The organism is Streptomyces sp. yr375, assembly GCF_900110755.1.
Taxonomy (GTDB): Bacteria; Actinomycetota; Actinomycetes; order Streptomycetales; family Streptomycetaceae; genus Streptomyces.
This window is the reverse complement of the sequence record NZ_FOFF01000002.1, coordinates 1-16,054: the sequence shown is the minus strand read 5'-3', so window position 1 is coordinate 16,054 and position 16,054 is coordinate 1. Positions and strand designations below refer to the sequence as shown.

At 69.4% G+C, this 16,054-nt stretch carries 15 protein-coding genes, 2 rRNA genes and 1 riboswitch; of the genes, 3 read left to right on the top strand and 14 right to left on the bottom strand.

Annotated features, from left to right (window positions below; all coding sequences use genetic code 11):
• Positions 1-120 precede the first annotated feature (120 nt).
• Together BMZ82_RS02505 and BMZ82_RS02500 are read left to right on the top strand one after the other, a co-directional pair.
• Positions 121-681, top strand: coding sequence for a hypothetical protein (locus tag BMZ82_RS02505; protein WP_093771185.1), 561 nt, complete (start codon positions 121-123; stop codon positions 679-681).
• 77 nt (positions 682-758) lie between these two features.
• Positions 759-1,178, top strand: a complete 420-nt coding sequence (locus BMZ82_RS02500; protein WP_093771183.1) for a TOBE domain-containing protein — start codon at positions 759-761, stop codon at positions 1,176-1,178.
• A gap of 56 nt (positions 1,179-1,234) precedes the next feature.
• Here the strand turns inward: BMZ82_RS02500 and gcvP are convergent, their stop codons facing one another.
• Positions 1,235-4,123, bottom strand: coding sequence for an aminomethyl-transferring glycine dehydrogenase (gene gcvP, locus BMZ82_RS02495; RefSeq protein WP_093771181.1), 2,889 nt, complete (start codon positions 4,121-4,123; stop codon positions 1,235-1,237).
• A 185-nt stretch (positions 4,124-4,308) separates the two neighbouring features.
• Positions 4,309-4,404, bottom strand: a riboswitch (glycine riboswitch).
• 113 nt (positions 4,405-4,517) lie between these two features.
• Here gcvP and BMZ82_RS02490 point away from each other — a divergent pair.
• The gene (locus BMZ82_RS02490; protein ID WP_093771179.1) at positions 4,518-4,889 is read left to right on the top strand and encodes a PRC-barrel domain-containing protein; all 372 of its coding nucleotides are present in this window, start codon (positions 4,518-4,520) and stop codon (positions 4,887-4,889) included.
• A gap of 24 nt (positions 4,890-4,913) precedes the next feature.
• Here BMZ82_RS02490 and BMZ82_RS02485 read toward each other — a convergent pair whose 3' ends face one another.
• The 13 genes from BMZ82_RS02485 to BMZ82_RS02425 form a co-directional block, all read right to left on the bottom strand.
• Positions 4,914-5,375, bottom strand: coding sequence for a nucleotidyltransferase domain-containing protein (locus BMZ82_RS02485; protein WP_093771177.1), 462 nt, complete (start codon positions 5,373-5,375; stop codon positions 4,914-4,916).
• Between the two features lie 100 nt (positions 5,376-5,475).
• Positions 5,476-6,891: a DNA polymerase IV gene (locus tag BMZ82_RS02480; protein ID WP_177244350.1), complete on the bottom strand. Its 1,416-nt coding sequence runs from the start codon at positions 6,889-6,891 to the stop codon at positions 5,476-5,478.
• Positions 6,892-6,958: 67 nt separating this feature from the next.
• Positions 6,959-7,642 carry a MerR family transcriptional regulator gene (locus tag BMZ82_RS02475; RefSeq protein ID WP_177244349.1) on the bottom strand — a complete coding sequence of 228 codons (684 nt, stop codon included), beginning with the start codon at positions 7,640-7,642 and terminating at the stop codon, positions 6,959-6,961.
• Between the two features lie 260 nt (positions 7,643-7,902).
• Positions 7,903-8,376, bottom strand: coding sequence for a bifunctional nuclease family protein (locus BMZ82_RS02470; RefSeq protein ID WP_093771173.1), 474 nt, complete (start codon positions 8,374-8,376; stop codon positions 7,903-7,905).
• A gap of 84 nt (positions 8,377-8,460) precedes the next feature.
• Positions 8,461-9,198, bottom strand: a complete 738-nt coding sequence (locus BMZ82_RS02465; protein WP_093771171.1) for a transcriptional regulator FtsR — start codon at positions 9,196-9,198, stop codon at positions 8,461-8,463.
• 43 nt (positions 9,199-9,241) lie between these two features.
• Complete coding sequence (locus BMZ82_RS02460) at positions 9,242-10,126, bottom strand: FHA domain-containing protein (protein ID WP_093771169.1); 885 nt, start codon at positions 10,124-10,126, stop codon at positions 9,242-9,244.
• Positions 10,127-10,208: 82 nt separating this feature from the next.
• The gene (locus tag BMZ82_RS02455; RefSeq protein ID WP_093771167.1) at positions 10,209-11,042 is read right to left on the bottom strand and encodes a DUF881 domain-containing protein; all 834 of its coding nucleotides are present in this window, start codon (positions 11,040-11,042) and stop codon (positions 10,209-10,211) included.
• A gap of 5 nt (positions 11,043-11,047) precedes the next feature.
• Positions 11,048-11,380 carry a small basic family protein gene (locus BMZ82_RS02450; RefSeq protein WP_030798533.1) on the bottom strand — a complete coding sequence of 111 codons (333 nt, stop codon included), beginning with the start codon at positions 11,378-11,380 and terminating at the stop codon, positions 11,048-11,050.
• On the bottom strand, positions 11,377-12,273 hold the full coding sequence (locus BMZ82_RS02445) for a DUF881 domain-containing protein (protein ID WP_371270945.1): 897 nt from the start codon (positions 12,271-12,273) through the stop codon (positions 11,377-11,379). Before BMZ82_RS02445 ends, BMZ82_RS02450 begins: the two co-directional genes overlap by 4 nt.
• Before the next feature lie 106 nt (positions 12,274-12,379).
• Positions 12,380-14,875, bottom strand: a complete 2,496-nt coding sequence (locus BMZ82_RS02440; RefSeq protein ID WP_093771163.1) for a mannose-1-phosphate guanyltransferase — start codon at positions 14,873-14,875, stop codon at positions 12,380-12,382.
• Between the two features lie 115 nt (positions 14,876-14,990).
• On the bottom strand, positions 14,991-15,599 hold the full coding sequence (locus BMZ82_RS02435; protein WP_093771161.1) for a cardiolipin synthase ClsA: 609 nt from the start codon (positions 15,597-15,599) through the stop codon (positions 14,991-14,993).
• Positions 15,600-15,708: 109 nt separating this feature from the next.
• Positions 15,709-15,825, bottom strand: a 5S ribosomal RNA gene (gene rrf / locus BMZ82_RS02430).
• Positions 15,826-15,917: 92 nt separating this feature from the next.
• Positions 15,918-16,054 (bottom strand): 23S ribosomal RNA (locus tag BMZ82_RS02425); the annotation flags it as partial.

Here is a 16,054-nt window from a genome sequence, read left to right as displayed (position 1 = left end):
CCCGTGAGGACGCGGACCGGCCGGTGCACCGTCAGAAACCCGTAAGGATCGGCCCCCACGACGTCAGAAGACCGTCAGCGCCCCTCCCCGCACCCCGCCGGGCCGCCTAGCGTCGGCCCCATGCAAGGGCTGGAACGAAGACGGGGACAGGGCCGCGGCGGCGGCATCGGCAGCGGACCGCCGTACCCGATGGTCGACCGCCACCGGCGCGCCGGCGTCCGGCTCGCCGTGGGCTGCGCGCTGGGCTTCTGCGCGCTGACGTTCCTGGTCGACTGGGACGCCGAGACCCTCACCCTCCCGCGCGCCCTGCTGTGGCCGACCCTGTCCGCCGGCGTCCTCGCCGTGCTCCTCCCCGCGAAGGTCAGCGCGGGCCCCGGCTGGCTGGCGGTCAGCGGCCCGTTCCACCGGCGCCGGGTGCGCACCGACGCGCTGGTCGCCGTCCGCCAGTACGCCGGCGCCTCCGCCCACCTGGTCCTGCACGACGCCTACGGACAACGGCTCGAGCTCGACCCCCGCGTCCTCACGGGCAACCCGCTGCTCTGGCACGACCTGGACACGGGCGCCCGCCACTCCCTGGCACAGGGCACCCTGCGCGAAGGCGCCGACGTGCTGGAACACCTGCGCCACGAGATCGACGACACGATCACCCTGGCCGTCCTCGAGGCCTCGGACCTGTCCTGAGAGACACCTCCGCACCCAGACGACGCACAACCACACATACCCGGCATATACGCCCCGGCCGCCTACCGTTGGGGCCCATGACCCTGAGCATCCGCAATCAGCTCCCCGGCACCGTCACCGCCGTCCACCCCGGCGAGGTCATGGCCACCGTCAGGATCCACCTGGACGGCGGCCAGGACCTCATGGCGGCCATCACCCTGGAGGCCGTGGACCAACTCGGCCTCACCGCCGGCACCGCCGTCCACGCCCTGGTGAAGTCGACGGAGGTCGCCCTGTCCACCGGCCAGGTCGCCGGCCTCTCGATCCGCAACCGGCTCCCCGGCACCATCACCGGACTCACCACCGGCGCGGCCATGGCCTCCGTGAAGGTCTCCGTGCCGGGCGGCGAACTCACCGCGGTGATCACCACGGACGCGGCCACCGACCTCGGCCTCTTCGTCGGCTCCGACGTCATCGCACTGATCAAGGCCACCGAAGTGTCCCTGGCGACGGCATAGCACGCGTGTGGGGCCCCGCCCGGAACCGTTCCGGGCAGGGCCCCGCATGCACTCGCTCAGTCCTCGTACGCGTCCAGCGGCGGGCACGAGCAGACCAGGTTGCGGTCACCGAAGGCCTGGTCGATACGGCGCACCGGCGGCCAGTACTTCTCGGCAGCGGTCACACCGGCCGGGAAGACGGCCTCCTCGCGCGTGTACGCGTGCTCCCACTCCCCGCCGAGCGCGGCCGCGGTGTGCGGCGCGCCCCGGAGCGGGTTGTCCTCGGCCGGCCACTCCCCCGACCCGACCTTCTCGATCTCCGCGCGGATGGCGATCATCGCCTCGCAGAAACGGTCCAGCTCGATGAGGTCCTCGGACTCGGTCGGCTCGATCATCAGCGTCCCGGCCACCGGGAACGACATCGTCGGCGCGTGGAACCCGTAGTCGATGAGCCGCTTGGCGACGTCGTCGACGCTCACCCCGGTCGCCTTGGTCAGCGGCCGCAGGTCGATGATGCACTCGTGCGCGACCAGCCCGCCCGGCCCGTTGTAGAGCACCGGGTAGTGCGGCTCCAGCCGCTTGGCGACGTAGTTGGCGCTGAGCACCGCCACCTGCGTGGCCCGCTTGAGCCCCTCGCCGCCCATGAGCCGCACATACGCCCAGGAGATCGGCAGGATCCCCGCGGACCCCCAGGGCGCGGCCGAGATCGGCCCGACACCCGTCTCGGGCCCGGCGGCGGGCTGCAACGGGTGGTTCGGCAGATACGGCGCGAGGTGCGACCGTACGGCCACCGGCCCGACGCCCGGGCCGCCGCCACCGTGCGGGATGCAGAACGTCTTGTGCAGGTTCAGGTGCGAGACGTCCCCGCCGAAGTGCCCCGGCTTGGCGAGCCCGACGAGCGCGTTGAGGTTCGCGCCGTCGACGTACACCTGCCCGCCCGCCTCGTGCACCTGGGCGCAGATGTCGGCGACGTGCTCCTCGAACACCCCGTGCGTGGACGGGTAGGTGATCATCAGCACCGACAGCTCGTCCCGGTGCCGCTCGATCTTGGCCCGCAGGTCCTCGACGTCGATCTCGCCGTCCTCGGCGGTCTTCACGACGACGACCTTCATGCCCGCCATGACGGCACTGGCCGCGTTGGTGCCGTGCGCCGAGGACGGGATGAGGCACACGGTCCGCTGCTCGTCCCCGTTGCCCCGGTGGTACCCGCGGACGGCGAGCAGCCCGGCCAGCTCCCCCTGCGACCCGGCGTTCGGCTGCAACGACACCTTGTCGTACCCGGTGACCTCAGCGAGCCGCTCCTCCAGCTCACGGATGAGCGTGAGGTAGCCCTCCGCCTGCTCCGCCGGCGCGAAGGGGTGCATCTGCCCGAACTCTGGCCAGGTGACCGGCTCCATCTCGGTGGTCGCGTTGAGCTTCATGGTGCAGGAGCCCAGCGGGATCATGCCCCGGTCCAGCGCGTAGTCCCGGTCGGCGAGGCGGCGCAGGTAGCGCAGCATCGCGGTCTCGGAGCGGTGCCGGTGGAAGACGGGGTGCGTCAGGATCGTGTCCGACCGGCGCAGCCCGGCGGGCAGGGCGTCGCCGGTCGCCGCGTCGAGCGACTCGATGTCGCCGTCCACGCCGAAGGCGGCCCAGACGGCGGCCACCTGCGCCCGCGCGGTCGTCTCGTCACAGGCGATCGACACCTGGTCGGCGTCGACGAGGTGCAGGTTGACACCGTGCTCCTCCCGCGCCGCGGCGACGATCTCGGCGGCCTTCGCCGGCACCCGCACGGTCAGCGTGTCGAAGTACGCCCCGTGCACGACCTCGACGCCGCCTGCCGCGAGCCCGGCGGCGAGGATCGCCGCGTACCGGTGCGTGCGCAGGGCGATCCCCCGCAGCCCGTCGGGCCCGTGATAGACGGCGTACATGCCCGCCATCACCGCCAGCAGCACCTGCGCCGTGCAGATGTTGCTGGTGGCCTTCTCCCGCCGGATGTGCTGCTCACGCGTCTGCAGCGCGAGCCGGTAGGCCTTGTGCCCGTCCGCGTCGACGGACACCCCCACGAGCCGCCCGGGCAGGCTGCGCGCGAACTTCTCGTGCACCGCCATGTAGCCCGCGTGCGGCCCGCCGAAGCCCATCGGCACCCCGAACCGCTGCGTCGTACCGACCGCGATGTCCGCCCCCAGCTCACCGGGCGACTTCAGCAGCGTCAGCGCGAGCAGGTCCGCGGCGACCGTGACGAGCGCGCCGAGCCCGTGCGCCTGGCTGATCAGCGGCTCGAGGTCGCGTACGGCACCGGAGGCGCCGGGGTACTGCACGAGCACACCGTTGATCTCGCGCGCGGCGAGCTCCGCCGGAATCCCGCCGCTCAGGTCGGCGACGACGACCTCCACGCCGGTCGGCTCGGCGCGGGTCTGGATCACGGCGATGGTCTGCGGCAGCGCGTCCGCGTCGACGAGGAAGAGGCCCTTCTTGTTCTTCCCCATCCGCCGCGACAGCGCCATCGCCTCGGCGGCGGCGGTGCCCTCGTCGAGCAGCGACGCGCCCGAGGTCGGCAGCCCGGTCAGGTCGGCGACCATGGTCTGGAAGTTCAGCAGCGCCTCGAGCCGGCCCTGCGAGATCTCCGGCTGGTACGGCGTGTAGGCCGTGTACCAGGCCGGGTTCTCCATGACGTTGCGCAGGATGACGGGCGGCGTGAACGTCCCGTAGTACCCGAGCCCGATCATCGGGTCGAGGACCTGGTTGCGGTCGGCCAGCGAGCGCAGCTCGGCCAGCACCTCGGCCTCGGTGCGCGCACCCGGCAGGTCCAGCGCGTCCGCGTTCTTGATCACATCCGGGACGGCGGCGGCGGTCAGCTCGTCGAGCGAGCCGTAGCCGACCTGCGCGAGCAGCTTGGCCCGCGCCTCGTTATCGGGCCCGATGTGGCGCTGCTCGAAGGGGATTCCCTGTTCGAGCTCGGAGAGTGGAATGCGATGGGCGGTCATTACGGAGGCCTCCTGGTCTGACACGACCTTCGAGGGTCACCACGGCGCGGGTACCCGGACGGCCTCCCCCTCTGTCATCTCAACCTGAGAGCTTCACCGGCCGCCCGAGGGCAGCCGGCTTTCACCGTCGGTGAGAGCGGGAGCCGTCGACGCCGTCGGCAACCCGCCCTGCTTTCCAGAGTGACCTCGTCCGTGCGGTACGTGTGCCTGAGAGATTCCGGGGAGGATTTGCTCCTTCGGCGCCTCCGATGATGTCTGGAGGACTCTCCCGCACGGGGTCAGCAGCCGTTGTCAGACTACCAGCGAGGTCAACATCACCCTCTCGAGTGGCCGCCCGTCCCAATGTGCTCTTTTGTAGTGCTTACGGATGAGTTTGCGACCAAGTGGAGGGCCCGTGCAGACCGACATCGATCCGCGCAACCTGATCGGCCGCAAGGCGTTCGACCGCAACGGCACCAAGATCGGCACCGTCGACGAGGTCTACCTCGACGACGCCACCGGCGTGCCCGAGTGGGCGGCCATACGCACCGGCCTGTTCTCCCGCGACGCCTTCGTGCCCCTGGAGCCCAGCGAGCTGGTCGAGGGCACCCTGCACATCCCCTTCGACCGGGCCCTGATCAAGGACGCCCCGGACTTCGGCGTGGGCCGCCACCTCTCGCCGGAGCAGGAACTCCAGCTCTACCACCACTACAGCCTCGACGTGGCCGCCCCGCCCCCGCTCCCCGACCACGACTTCGGCCGACTGGCGGGCACCGACGAGGGCTGAAGGCCCCCTGATCCCCTCTTCCCCTCAGCCGCAGGCCCGTATGAGCGCCCCGAGTATCCCGGCAGGGTCGTAGAGCGGTCGTGCGCCGTCCGTGACGACTTTCCGTGTGCCGGCGTCGAGCGGATCGGTCCGCGCCCAGTCGGGAGAACCGACGCCCACCTCGACCTCCAGACCGGATCCGGTGACATACCGCCATTCGGTGACGGCCCCCCACTCCTGGACGCGGACCAGCTCCCCCAGGGACAACTCGCGCCTCCAGGCGTCGTCGTCGCCGTACCGGGCAGCGGCCGTCGACAGCAGCACGAGATCGACGTCCGAGTCGGGACGCGCGACCCCACGCGCCCAGGACCCGACCAGGAGCAGCCCGACCACGTCGCTCCGATTCCCGGACCACCGAGTGACCCGGTCCACCACCTGCAGCATCTCGGCCTCACGCTCCGGCGACACCCCGGCCTGATCCGCGAACCGGCCTCCGTGCAGTTTCATACGGCCCCCCTTCCCTCACCGGCGTCACCTCGCGGGACACCGCCGCCACTCCGACTCACCCCACACTTCGAGCCGCTTCACTCTGTGTAACTGATCCGCCTCACCGAGAGTTCCCGGATCCCGCCACCGGCGACCCGGAATCCTCATCATGCGCTCCGACCGCCGCCCCGCCGCCCTCCTCAGGCCTTCGGCGCACCAGCGGCAGCGGATCCGCCGGCGCCAGCTCCGGGTCCTCGGTCCGGAAGGTCCGCACGCGGCCCGGCTCCGACTCGGGCGTCTCGAACCGCACCGTGACCCGGCCCAGCCCGCTGCCCTGCACCCACCCGTGGCCGAGCACGGCATGCCGCACGTCGTGTCCCGGGCGCCACTCGTGCTCCACCGGTGCCGCCTCCTCACCGACGGGCTCGTCCGCGATCTCCTCCTCGGGCCCGGCCACCCGCACCTCCGCCGCCTGCGCGAACAGGTCCTCCTGCGTGAAGTCCGCCAGACCGCTGACGCCCACCCCCAGGAGCCGCACCCCACCCGTCGTGTCCACGGAGTCCAGCAACCGGGCCGCCGCCTCCCGGATCACCGACGGATCGTCCGTGGGCCCGCGCAGGGTCTCGGACCGGGTGAGCGTGGAGAAGTCGTACCGCCGCACCTTCAGCACGATGGTCCGCCCCGAAAGACCAGCCCCCCGCAGCCTCCGCACACACCGGTCCGCCAGCCGCTGCACCTCCAGCTCGACCCGGACCCGGTCGTGGATGTCCACGTCGTACGTGTCCTCGACGGACACCGACTTGGTCTCCCTCTCAGCCACCACGGGCCGGTCGTCACGGGCCAGCGCCATCGCGTACAGGGCGTGCCCATGGGCCTTGCCCAGGAGCCGCACCAACTCGTCCTCACCGGCCTCGGCGATCTCTTCGACCGTGAGGATCCCGGCCCGCCTCAGATGGTCCCCGGTCGCCGGGCCGACCCCCGGCAGGGTCCGCACCGGCATGGGGCCGAGCAGCGCCCGCTCGGTCCCCGGCTCGATGAGCACCAGACCGTCGGGCTTCGCCTGCTCCGAAGCGATCTTCGCGAGCATCTTGCACGAGGCCAGGCCCACCGAACCCGTGAGCCCGGTGACGGCCCGTATCTCCGCGCGCAGTCCGACGCCGGCCAGCCGCGCCGACTCGCCGTCCCACGCCGCCTCCCCGGCCTCCAGGTCCACGAAGGCCTCGTCCAGACTCAGCGGCTCCACCAGCGGCGACAGCGCCCCCAGCAACCCCATGACCTGTTCGCTGATCGACCGGTAGAACGCGAAGCGCGGGACGAGATAGGCGGCGTTCGGAGCCAGCCTGCGCGCCTGCGCCATGGGCATCGCCGAGTGCACCCCGAAGGCCCGCGCCTCGTAGGAGGCGGTCGCGACCACTCCACGGGGCCCCAGACCGCCCACGACCACGGCCTTCCCGCGCAGACTCGGCTTCGACGCCTGCTCCGCCTGCGCGAAGAAGGCATCCATGTCGAGATGCAGGATCGTGGGCGCGTTTCTCACATGTCCGATGCTGCACCACACCACTGACAACGAGGCCCGCGCCACCCCTCGCGCCCGGCGAGGAGCCTCAGACCGCCCGGTTGCGCCGCCGCGCCAGCTCGTCCGCCGGGTTGTGCCCGACGAGCGTCTCCCCGGTGTCGACCCGCTCCCCGTGCAGTTGCGACAGCGCGCTCTCGACGTCCCGCCACACCACGCCCACGGCGATCCCGAAGATGCCCTGACCACCCTGGAGCAGCGCGTGGACCTCGTCCGGCGAGCTGCACTCGTAGACCGTGGCGCCGTCGCTCATCAGCGTCATGCGCTCCAGGTCGCTGAACCCGCGCTCCCGCAGATGCTGCACGGCGGTGCGGATGTTCTGCAGCGACACCCCAGTGTCGAGGAACCGCTTGACGATCTTCAGTACGACGACGTCCCGGAAGCTGTACAGCCGCTGCGTACCCGACCCGTGGGCGGGCCGCACGCTCGGCTCGACGAGCCCGGTGCGCGCCCAGTAGTCCAGTTGCCGATAGGTGATGCCCGCGGCCGCACAGGCCGTCGGGCCGCGATAGCCGATCTGCTCGGACGCCATGGACGTCGCCCCTCCGCTGCTCGGCACGGCCGCCGGTCGATGCGGAGCCTGATCGGCCGCGCCGCCCTGCGGGGAACACCCCCGGCCCGACCGGAGCTGAGAGCTTGAGGGAGGGTACGGACCGCTCCCCCCGACACCGAATCCGGGGGCACCCCCAGCCGTACCGTCGCCGCTGGTTCTCACGCCGACCTCCGTCCTTGACCTGCCTTCTCGACGGTAGGCAGTCACCAGGGGTGCGTCAACGATCGCCACACTCGGCACGCCGAGTGATAATCACCCTAGGAGTGGTTTCCCGCACCCCACCGCGGGGAAAGGCTAGCCGAATGCGCTGAGAAGTAGCCGTAGGACGCTCTCACTCGCCGCTGGCATTTGCCGTGACCTGGGCGGGCGCCCCCGCCGACAGGACGCCCACGTCACGCGCCCACAGCACGCGACTGTGCCGGCTACTGGTTGCTGGTGCCGAAGTCCTCGGGCGAGATCTGGTCGAGGAACTCGCGGAACTTCTCCACCTCGTCCTCCTGCTCGTCCGGGATGGCGATCCCCGCGTCGTCGAGCACCGTGTCACTGCCGTAGATCGGCGTCCCCGTGCGCAGCGCCAGCGCTATGGCGTCGGACGGCCGCGCGCTCACCTCGACCCCGCTGGCGAAGACCAGCTCCGCGTAGAAGACGCCCTCCCGCAGATCCGTGATGCGCACCTCGCTGAGCTCCTGGCCGACGGCCTCCAGCACGTCCTTGAACAGGTCGTGAGTCAGCGGCCGCGCGGGGGCCATGCCCTGCTGGGCGAAGGCGATCGCCGTCGCCTCCCCCGGTCCGATCCAGATGGGGAGGTAACGGTCGCCTCCCACCTCGCGCAGCAGCACGATCGGTTGGTTGGAGGGCATCTCGACCCGGACACCTACGACATCGAGCTCGTTCACACAGCAACCCTAGGCCGTGCCCGGGACGTTTGGGTAGTCGGGCCGGGAACGGGCGACCGATCCGCCAAGGGCGAACCACCCCGCTCAGGGCAGCCGTACCCCGAGCGCCGTCTGCACCAAGGCCGCGTGCAGCGCGACCGTGAGCCCCGCGAGCTCCTTCGTACGGGCCTCCGCATGGGCCCTGGTCTGCGGATTGCGGTGCCGCCTGAGCGGGGCCACCACCTGGTCCACGAGCCCGGCCTCACGGTCGGCCGCGGCCTTCATCACCCGCAGATGCCGGGGCTCGATCCCGAACCTGCCCAGCTCGGCCACCAGGGCGGCCACCGTGGCCGCCTCGGCGTCATAGACCCCGTCCTCCAGCGGCACGACGAGCCCGTACGACTCCCACTCCACGAGCTCGGGCTCACCGATCCCCGCGGCCGCCAGCAGCTCGGACCGGCCGATCCGGGCGACGGTGGGCGTGTCCGAGACCTCCAGCACCGCCTCACCGTCCCGCTGTCGGCCCACGGTCGGCAACGGCGCGGCCTCGCCGCGCTCCATGGCGTCCAAGTGCTCGCGGATGACCTTGAGCGGCAGGTAGTGGTCCCGCTGCATCCTCAGTACGTGACCGAGGCGCTCGACGTCCTCCGCGCTGAACTTGCGGTACCCCGAAGGGGTCCGCTGCGGCTCGATGAGCCCCTCCGACTCCAGGAAACGGATCTTGGAGATGGTGACTTCGGGGAACTCGTCACGCAGCGCGTTCAGCACGGTGCCGATGCTCATCGGACCACCGTCCGCGGCGGCGGTGCCCTGTCCGGCACCGCCCCTCGGTGTTCGAAGCATGGACCTTCCCTGGGGGTCCCCCCGGACGGCGCCCGGGGGAGGGTCAGTAGCCCCGCTGGCTCGCGTAGAAAACCAGCCGGTACTTGCCGATCTGCACCTCGTCACCGTTCGACAGAGCGACCTCGTCGATCCGCTCCCGGTTGACGTACGTGCCGTTCAGACTGCCGACGTCCGCCACCCTGAACGTGCCGTCCGGGTTGCGCCGGAACTCCACATGGCGACGCGAGACCGTCACGTCGTCGAGGAAGATGTCGCTCTGCGGGTGCCGGCCGGCCGTGGTCAGGTCGCCGTCCAGCAGGAAGCGGCTGCCCGAGTTCGGACCGCGGCGCACGACCAGCAGCGCCGAACCCAGCGGCAGCGCGTCGACCGCGGCCTGCGCCTCGGGCGAGAGCGCGGGCAACTGCGTCTGGCCGGTGACCTCGGCGTCGTACGCCTCGAGACCGGAGATGGAGATCGTGGAGGTCGTCTCCGACGCCCGCTCGGGCGTCAGCCCGGGACGCAGCGGCGCGCCGCAGTTGGAGCAGAAGCGGCTGTTCTCCGCATTGCGGTTGCCGCACCTCGTGCACACCAGGGCCGACATAGGGGAAAACCCTCCACCCGTACTTGAGGTTGACGGTTGGCCGAAACCTATGCCGCCGGACTGCGCAGGGTCAACCGACGCTCCACCCTGACCTCCGGAGACATCGCCGCCCGGACCGTCCACCTGGTCCCTGAACAGCGGCCGCTGACCCTCTGCGTCGGGCTGTGCGCGATGACGAGCGGTCGCGTTGTCGCTGCCCTCTCGCGCGCTCTTGCCGAACAACTTCGCAAACAACTTCACGGGCGATTCCCCTTGACCGAAACAGACCCGCCCGTGGGGCAGGACGAACCCTGACTGATTACACCGGCCGACCCGGACACCTTCACAACGTCCATGTCCACCAGACAGTTTCCACCACGCACCACCCGATCGGTGCGTCGACCCCCCGCAACCTCATGCCCCTGCCTGACGCCCCCCATGCACCCCCGGTTCACTGCGCCGACGACCGAGCGTAGTCAGGCTGCTTCGCCGCTCGCAAGGCGTCCACAACGATCTTGTCCGACCGCTCGACGGTCACGGTGGCCTGCTCCTTCTCGAGATTCTGCACCACGCCTCCAGGGATGTTCAGAGCCGGCTCGAGGTCCTGCGGGTTACCGATGACCTTGAAACGAAAGGGCGCGTTGATCTTGTTCCCGTCGACGCTCACGCTCTTGCCGGAATCCGTCAGGTACGTGCCGGCGACCACCCGCACACCGTTCACCTGGATCGCCTCGGCCCCGGCCGCGCGCAGCTCCTGGATGGCGTCGAGCAGCATGTCCGCCTTGACCGTCCCCTTCGTGTCCTCGATGGTCATCGTGATGCCGGGCCCCTGCGCGGCCACCGTGCCCGCCAGAATGCCGAGTTGCTTCTCCTTCTCGACCGTCTGCTTACGGGCCTCCTCGGCCTGGTCGGAGCTGTTCTCCAGCTCCTGCTGCTGCTTCTCGAGGCCCTGCTTCTCGTCCTCAAGACGCTGACTGCGGTCGTCCAGTTCATCGAGGATGCGCACAAGATCCTCCTGACGTGCGCCGCGCAGGGCGTTTCCGCTGTCGCTGTTGGAGGCGACCTGGACGGCCAGGCCGAAGCCGAGACCGAACAGCAGCAGGGCCACGATGAGTTGGGCCCGCGACACGCGCGGCGGCCAGAGCCCCTGCACCAGCCGCTGCCGACCGGTCAGCACGGGCGCGGCCGACTCCTCGGCCCCGTCGCCCACGGACGGCGTCACGGGCACCTCCTCGGGCAGCTCCTTGCGCAGCCTGTTCTCGGGCGCCTCATCCTGATTGCTCATCGGCCTCACGCCCGGAAGACGTGCCGACGGATCGCCGCGGCGTTGGAGAAGATCCGGATACCGAGGACGACCACCACACCCGTGGACAGTTGCGACCCCACGCCCAACTCGTCGCCCAGGAACACGATCAGGGCGGCCACGACCACGTTCGACAGGAACGACACCACGAACACCTTGTCGTCGAAGATCCCGTCGAGCATGGCCCGCAGCCCGCCGAACACGGCGTCCAGCGCCGCCACCACGGCGATCGGCAGATAAGGCACGACGGCTGCCGGAATCTCCGGCTGGACCAACAGGCCCGCCACGACTCCCACGACGAGGCCCAGTACGGCGATCACGATGCGTCCTTCTCAGTTCTCGGCTGTGCTGTACGTACGATCACACTCGGTGCGGCGGGCAGCCGGACGTCGTCCACCACGGAGATGGCCGTCCGGATGCCGTAGTTCTCCTGTAGGGCGTTGAGATACAGCCCGTCGGCACTGTTCTGGAACCGGGTGCTGAGGTTTTTCCCGTCCCCCACCGCGAGCACCGTGTACGGCGGCACCAGCGGCTTGTTGTCGACCAGTATCGCGTCCCCCGCGGCCCTGATCGCCGACAGCGCCGTCAGCCGCTGTCCGTTGATCGAGACGGCCTCGGCACCCGACGCCCACAGTCCGTTGACCACGCGCTGCATGTCACGGTCCCGGACCCGCCCGGTGTCGGAGAAACCGGAGGTCTCACGCGGGTCGCCGTCACCGCCCGTGGTGGCCTCCTTGGCGTCGTCCACCACCAGTTTGACGCCTGGGCCGTGCACCTCGACGGCACCCGACAGGATGCCCACCAGGTCCGCCTGGTCGCTGCCGCCGCTCTGCTTGAGCGCCTGCTGCTGCCGGGCGCTCACGTCGTCGCGCAGCTTGTCGACGGTGCTCTCGAGCGCGTCGGCCGCCTTGGTCTCGCTGTCGATGCGGTCGATCAGCTCCTCACGCTCCTTGGCGACGACCGGAGCCGCCACCCGCGCCTGCGCCGCACCCACGGTGACCACGAGGGCCGCGAGCACCAGCCCGCCGGCGAGACCGAGCTTCGCCCGCACCGTCCTGGGCAGCCCGCCCGCGCCTTCGGCCCGCTTACGGGCGGCGGCCTCGGCATACCCGTCGTCGAGGCTGTGGTCCATGACGTTGGTGAGCAGCGACATGGACGCGTCCGGGCGCGACGCGCGCGCGGGTGTGCTCCGAACGGGGGGCGGCTGCGGCATGCCGCTCATCGTCGCACGTCGCGCCCAGTACCTCCGAATGGCCCCACCGGCGTGCCGGACAGGCCCCCTGGGGGACACCTGTCCGGCACGCGCGCGTGCGCGTGGTTCAGCGTCCGGCGCTGTCCACGACCGACGACCACTCGTCGAGCAGAGCCTGCGCGGACGCGTCGTCCGGCCCCTCCGCCCACAGATGGGTGACGGCCTCGGCCGGGTCGGGCAGCACCATCACCCAACGCCCATCCGTCTCCACCACCCGAACACCGTCGGTGGTGTCCACGAAGCGGTCTCCGGCCGCCTCGACGACCCGCCGCATCACGAGTCCCTTGACGGCCCACGGGGTCGCCAGATCCCGCTTCAGGACGTGCGCCCGCGGAATCCGCGCGTCGATCTGGCTGAGGGTGAGCTGCGTCCGCGCCACCAGCCCGATCAGCCGCACGAAGGCCGCCGTACCGTCGAAGACACTGCTGAACTCCGGGACGATGAACCCGCCCTTGCCGTCGCCGCCGAAGATGGTCGTCTCGTCCCGCCCGACCCGCGTGAGGTCGTCGGGCGAGGTCGTCGTCCACTCGACCTGCGTCCCGTGATACGCCGCCACCTGCTCGGCGATCCTCGTCGTGGTCACCGGCAGCGCCACCCGCCCGCTGCGCCGCTCGGCGGCCACCAGGTCGAGCAGCACGAGGAGCGCCCGGTCGTCCTCGATGATCCGGCCCTTCTCGTCAACGAGGGAGAGCCGTTCACCCACCGGGTCGAACCGCACACCGAACGCGGCCCGCGACGAGGCCACGATCTCCCCGAGCCGTACGAGCCCGGAGCGCCGCTGATCACCCGTCTCCGTGGGTCTGGCCTCGTTCAGACCGGGGTTGATGGTCAGCGAGTCCACCCCGAGCTTCCCGAGGAGACTCGGCAACACCAGTCCGGCGCTGCCGTTCGAGGCGTCCACCACGACCTTGAGCCCGGACTCGGAGATCCCGGTCGTGTCCACGTTCCGCAGCAGCGACCCGGTGTACGAGTCGAAGACGCTGGCCGGGAAATGCAGGTCCCCGATCTCTCCCGGGAACGCCCGCCGGTACTCCTGCCGCGCGAACACCCGGTCCAGCTTGCGCTGACTGCCCTGCGACAGGTCCGCGCCCTGCCCGTCGAAGAACATGATGTCCACGGAGTCCGGCACCCCGGGCGAGGTCCGGATCATGATCCCGCCGGCACTCCCCCGCGCGGTCTGCTGCCGCGCCACGGGCAGCGGTACGTTCTCCAGGTCGCGTACGTCGATCGCACTGGCCTGGAGCGCGGAGATGACGGCCCGCTTCAGCGCACGGGCGCCACGGGAGTGGTCCCGGGCCGTGGTGACGGTGGCCCCCTTCTTGAGCGTCGTGGCGTAGGCCCCGGCGAGACGCACGGCCAGCTCGGGCGTGATCTCGACGTTCAGGATTCCGGACACCCCGCGAGCGCCGAAGAGGTGCGCCTGTCCCCTCGACTCCCAGATCACCGACGTATTGACGAACGCGCCGGCTTCGATGGTCTTGAAGGGATAGACCCGCACATTCCCCTGCACGATCGATTCTTCACCGATCAGGCATTCGTCCCCGATGACGGCGCCGTCCTCGATCCGGGCAGCCCGCATGATGTCGGTGTTCTTTCCGACGACACAGCCCCGCAGATTGCTGTGCTGCCCGACGTACACGTTGTCGTGCACGACGGCCTTGTGCAGAAAGGCCCCGCTCTTCACGACGACGTTGGATCCGACGACGGTGTGCTCGCGGATTTCGGCGCCGGCCTCGACCTTCGCGTAGTCCCCGATGTACAGGGGCCCGCGCAGTACGGCATCGGGATGCACTTCGGCGCCTTCGGCCACCCAGACGCCCGGGGAGATCTCGAAGCCGTCGATCTCGACGTCGACCTTGCCCTCCAGCACGTCGGCCTGGGCCTTCACGTAGCTCTCGTGCGTGCCGACGTCCTCCCAGTAGCCCTCGGCGATGAACCCGTAGATCGGCTTGCCTTCCTTCATCAACTGCGGGAAGACATCGCCCGACCAGTCGACGGACACATCGGCCTCGACGTAGTCGAAGACCTCGGGCTCCATGACGTAGATGCCCGTGTTCACGGTGTCGGAGAACACCTGGCCCCAGGTGGGTTTCTCCAGGAAACGCTCGACCTTGCCCTCTTCGTCGACGATGGTGATGCCGAATTCCAAGGGATTGGGCACCCGCGTCAAGCAGACGGTGACCAGCGCGCCTTTTTCCTTGTGGAAGCTGATCAGCTCGGTGAGGTCGAAGTCGGTGAGGGCATCACCGGAGATGACGAGGAAGGTGTCGTCCTTCAACGCCTCCTCAGCGTTCTTCACACTCCCGGCGGTACCTAGCGGCTTCTCCTCATTGGCATAGCTGAGCTCCATTCCGAGCTCTTCGCCGTCGCCAAAGTAGTTCTTGACCAACGACGCCAGGAACTGGACAGTTACGACGGTCTCGTTGAGCCCATGCCTTTTGAGCAGCCTCAGCACGTGCTCCATGATCGGCCGGTTGACCACCGGCAGGAGCGGCTTGGGCATACTTGAGGTCATGGGGCGAAGGCGTGTGCCTTCGCCTCCGGCCATCACGACGGCCTTCATGTCGGAAGCGTCCTCCTAAAGAGACGACGGTCTAGCCGACTTCACCCGTCCAGATTGTCCCGCACTTTTCTGCCGCGGGCCATCGAGCCACTGCTACTACTGCCAATCGGCGAGCTCAGTCGGCCATGGCGTCCGCACGAACGATACGGCGGACCTGTACCACGTAGAGGACTCCTGCCCACCAGTAGAGCGTTGTACCCCATCCGGCGAACGCCCATCCGAAAATCGCAGCGAGTGACGCCAGCCAGCCACTCCCGTCACTGAGCAGAAGCAGCGGGAAGGCGTACATGAGGTTGAAGGTGGCCGCCTTCCCCAGGAAGTTCACCTGCGGCGGCGGATAGCCGTGTCGCCTGAGGATGCCCACCATCACCAGCAGAACCAGCTCACGCGCAAGAAGTACAGCGGTCAACCAGATAGGCAGAATCTCCCGCCAGGTGAGACCGACCAATGTCGAGAGAATGTAGAGCCGGTCGGCAGCCGGGTCGAGGAGCCGGCCGAGGCTGCTGATCTGGTTCCAGCGCCGCGCGAGCATGCCGTCCAGATAGTCACTGACCCCGCTGAAAGCCAGCACGAGAAGAGCCCAGCCGTCACTCTGCGGGCCTCCGAACTCGGGCCGGAGAATCAGCCACAGGAACAGGGGCACGCCGACGAGACGCGCCATGCTGAGGATGTTCGGGATGGTGAGGACCCGGTTTGTCTGGACACGGGTCTCTTGGACCTCCACCCGGGGGCCTCCAGTAGGAAATGAGCCAACGATGCCCCCTGACCATACCCCAACGCAAAAAAGCTCTGGCTCTCGGGCTGTATGCCCAAGAGCCAGAGCTCTAAAAGGAGTTCGGCGGTGTCCTACTCTCCCACAGGGTCCCCCCTGCAGTACCATCGGCGCTGTAAGGCTTAGCTTCCGGGTTCGGAATGTAACCGGGCGTTTCCCTCACGCTATGACCACCGAAACACTATGAAACTGTCCAGCCGCACCACACCGTGACCAATAGGTGTGGGGCCGTTCGTGGTTTCAGAACCAACACAGTGGACGCGAGCAACTGAGGACAAGCCCTCGGCCTATTAGTACCAGTCAGCTTCACCCATTACTGGGCTTCCACATCCGGCCTATCAACCCAGTCGTCTACTGGGAGCCTTAACCCCTCAAAGGGGGTGGGAATACTCATCTCGAAGCAGGCT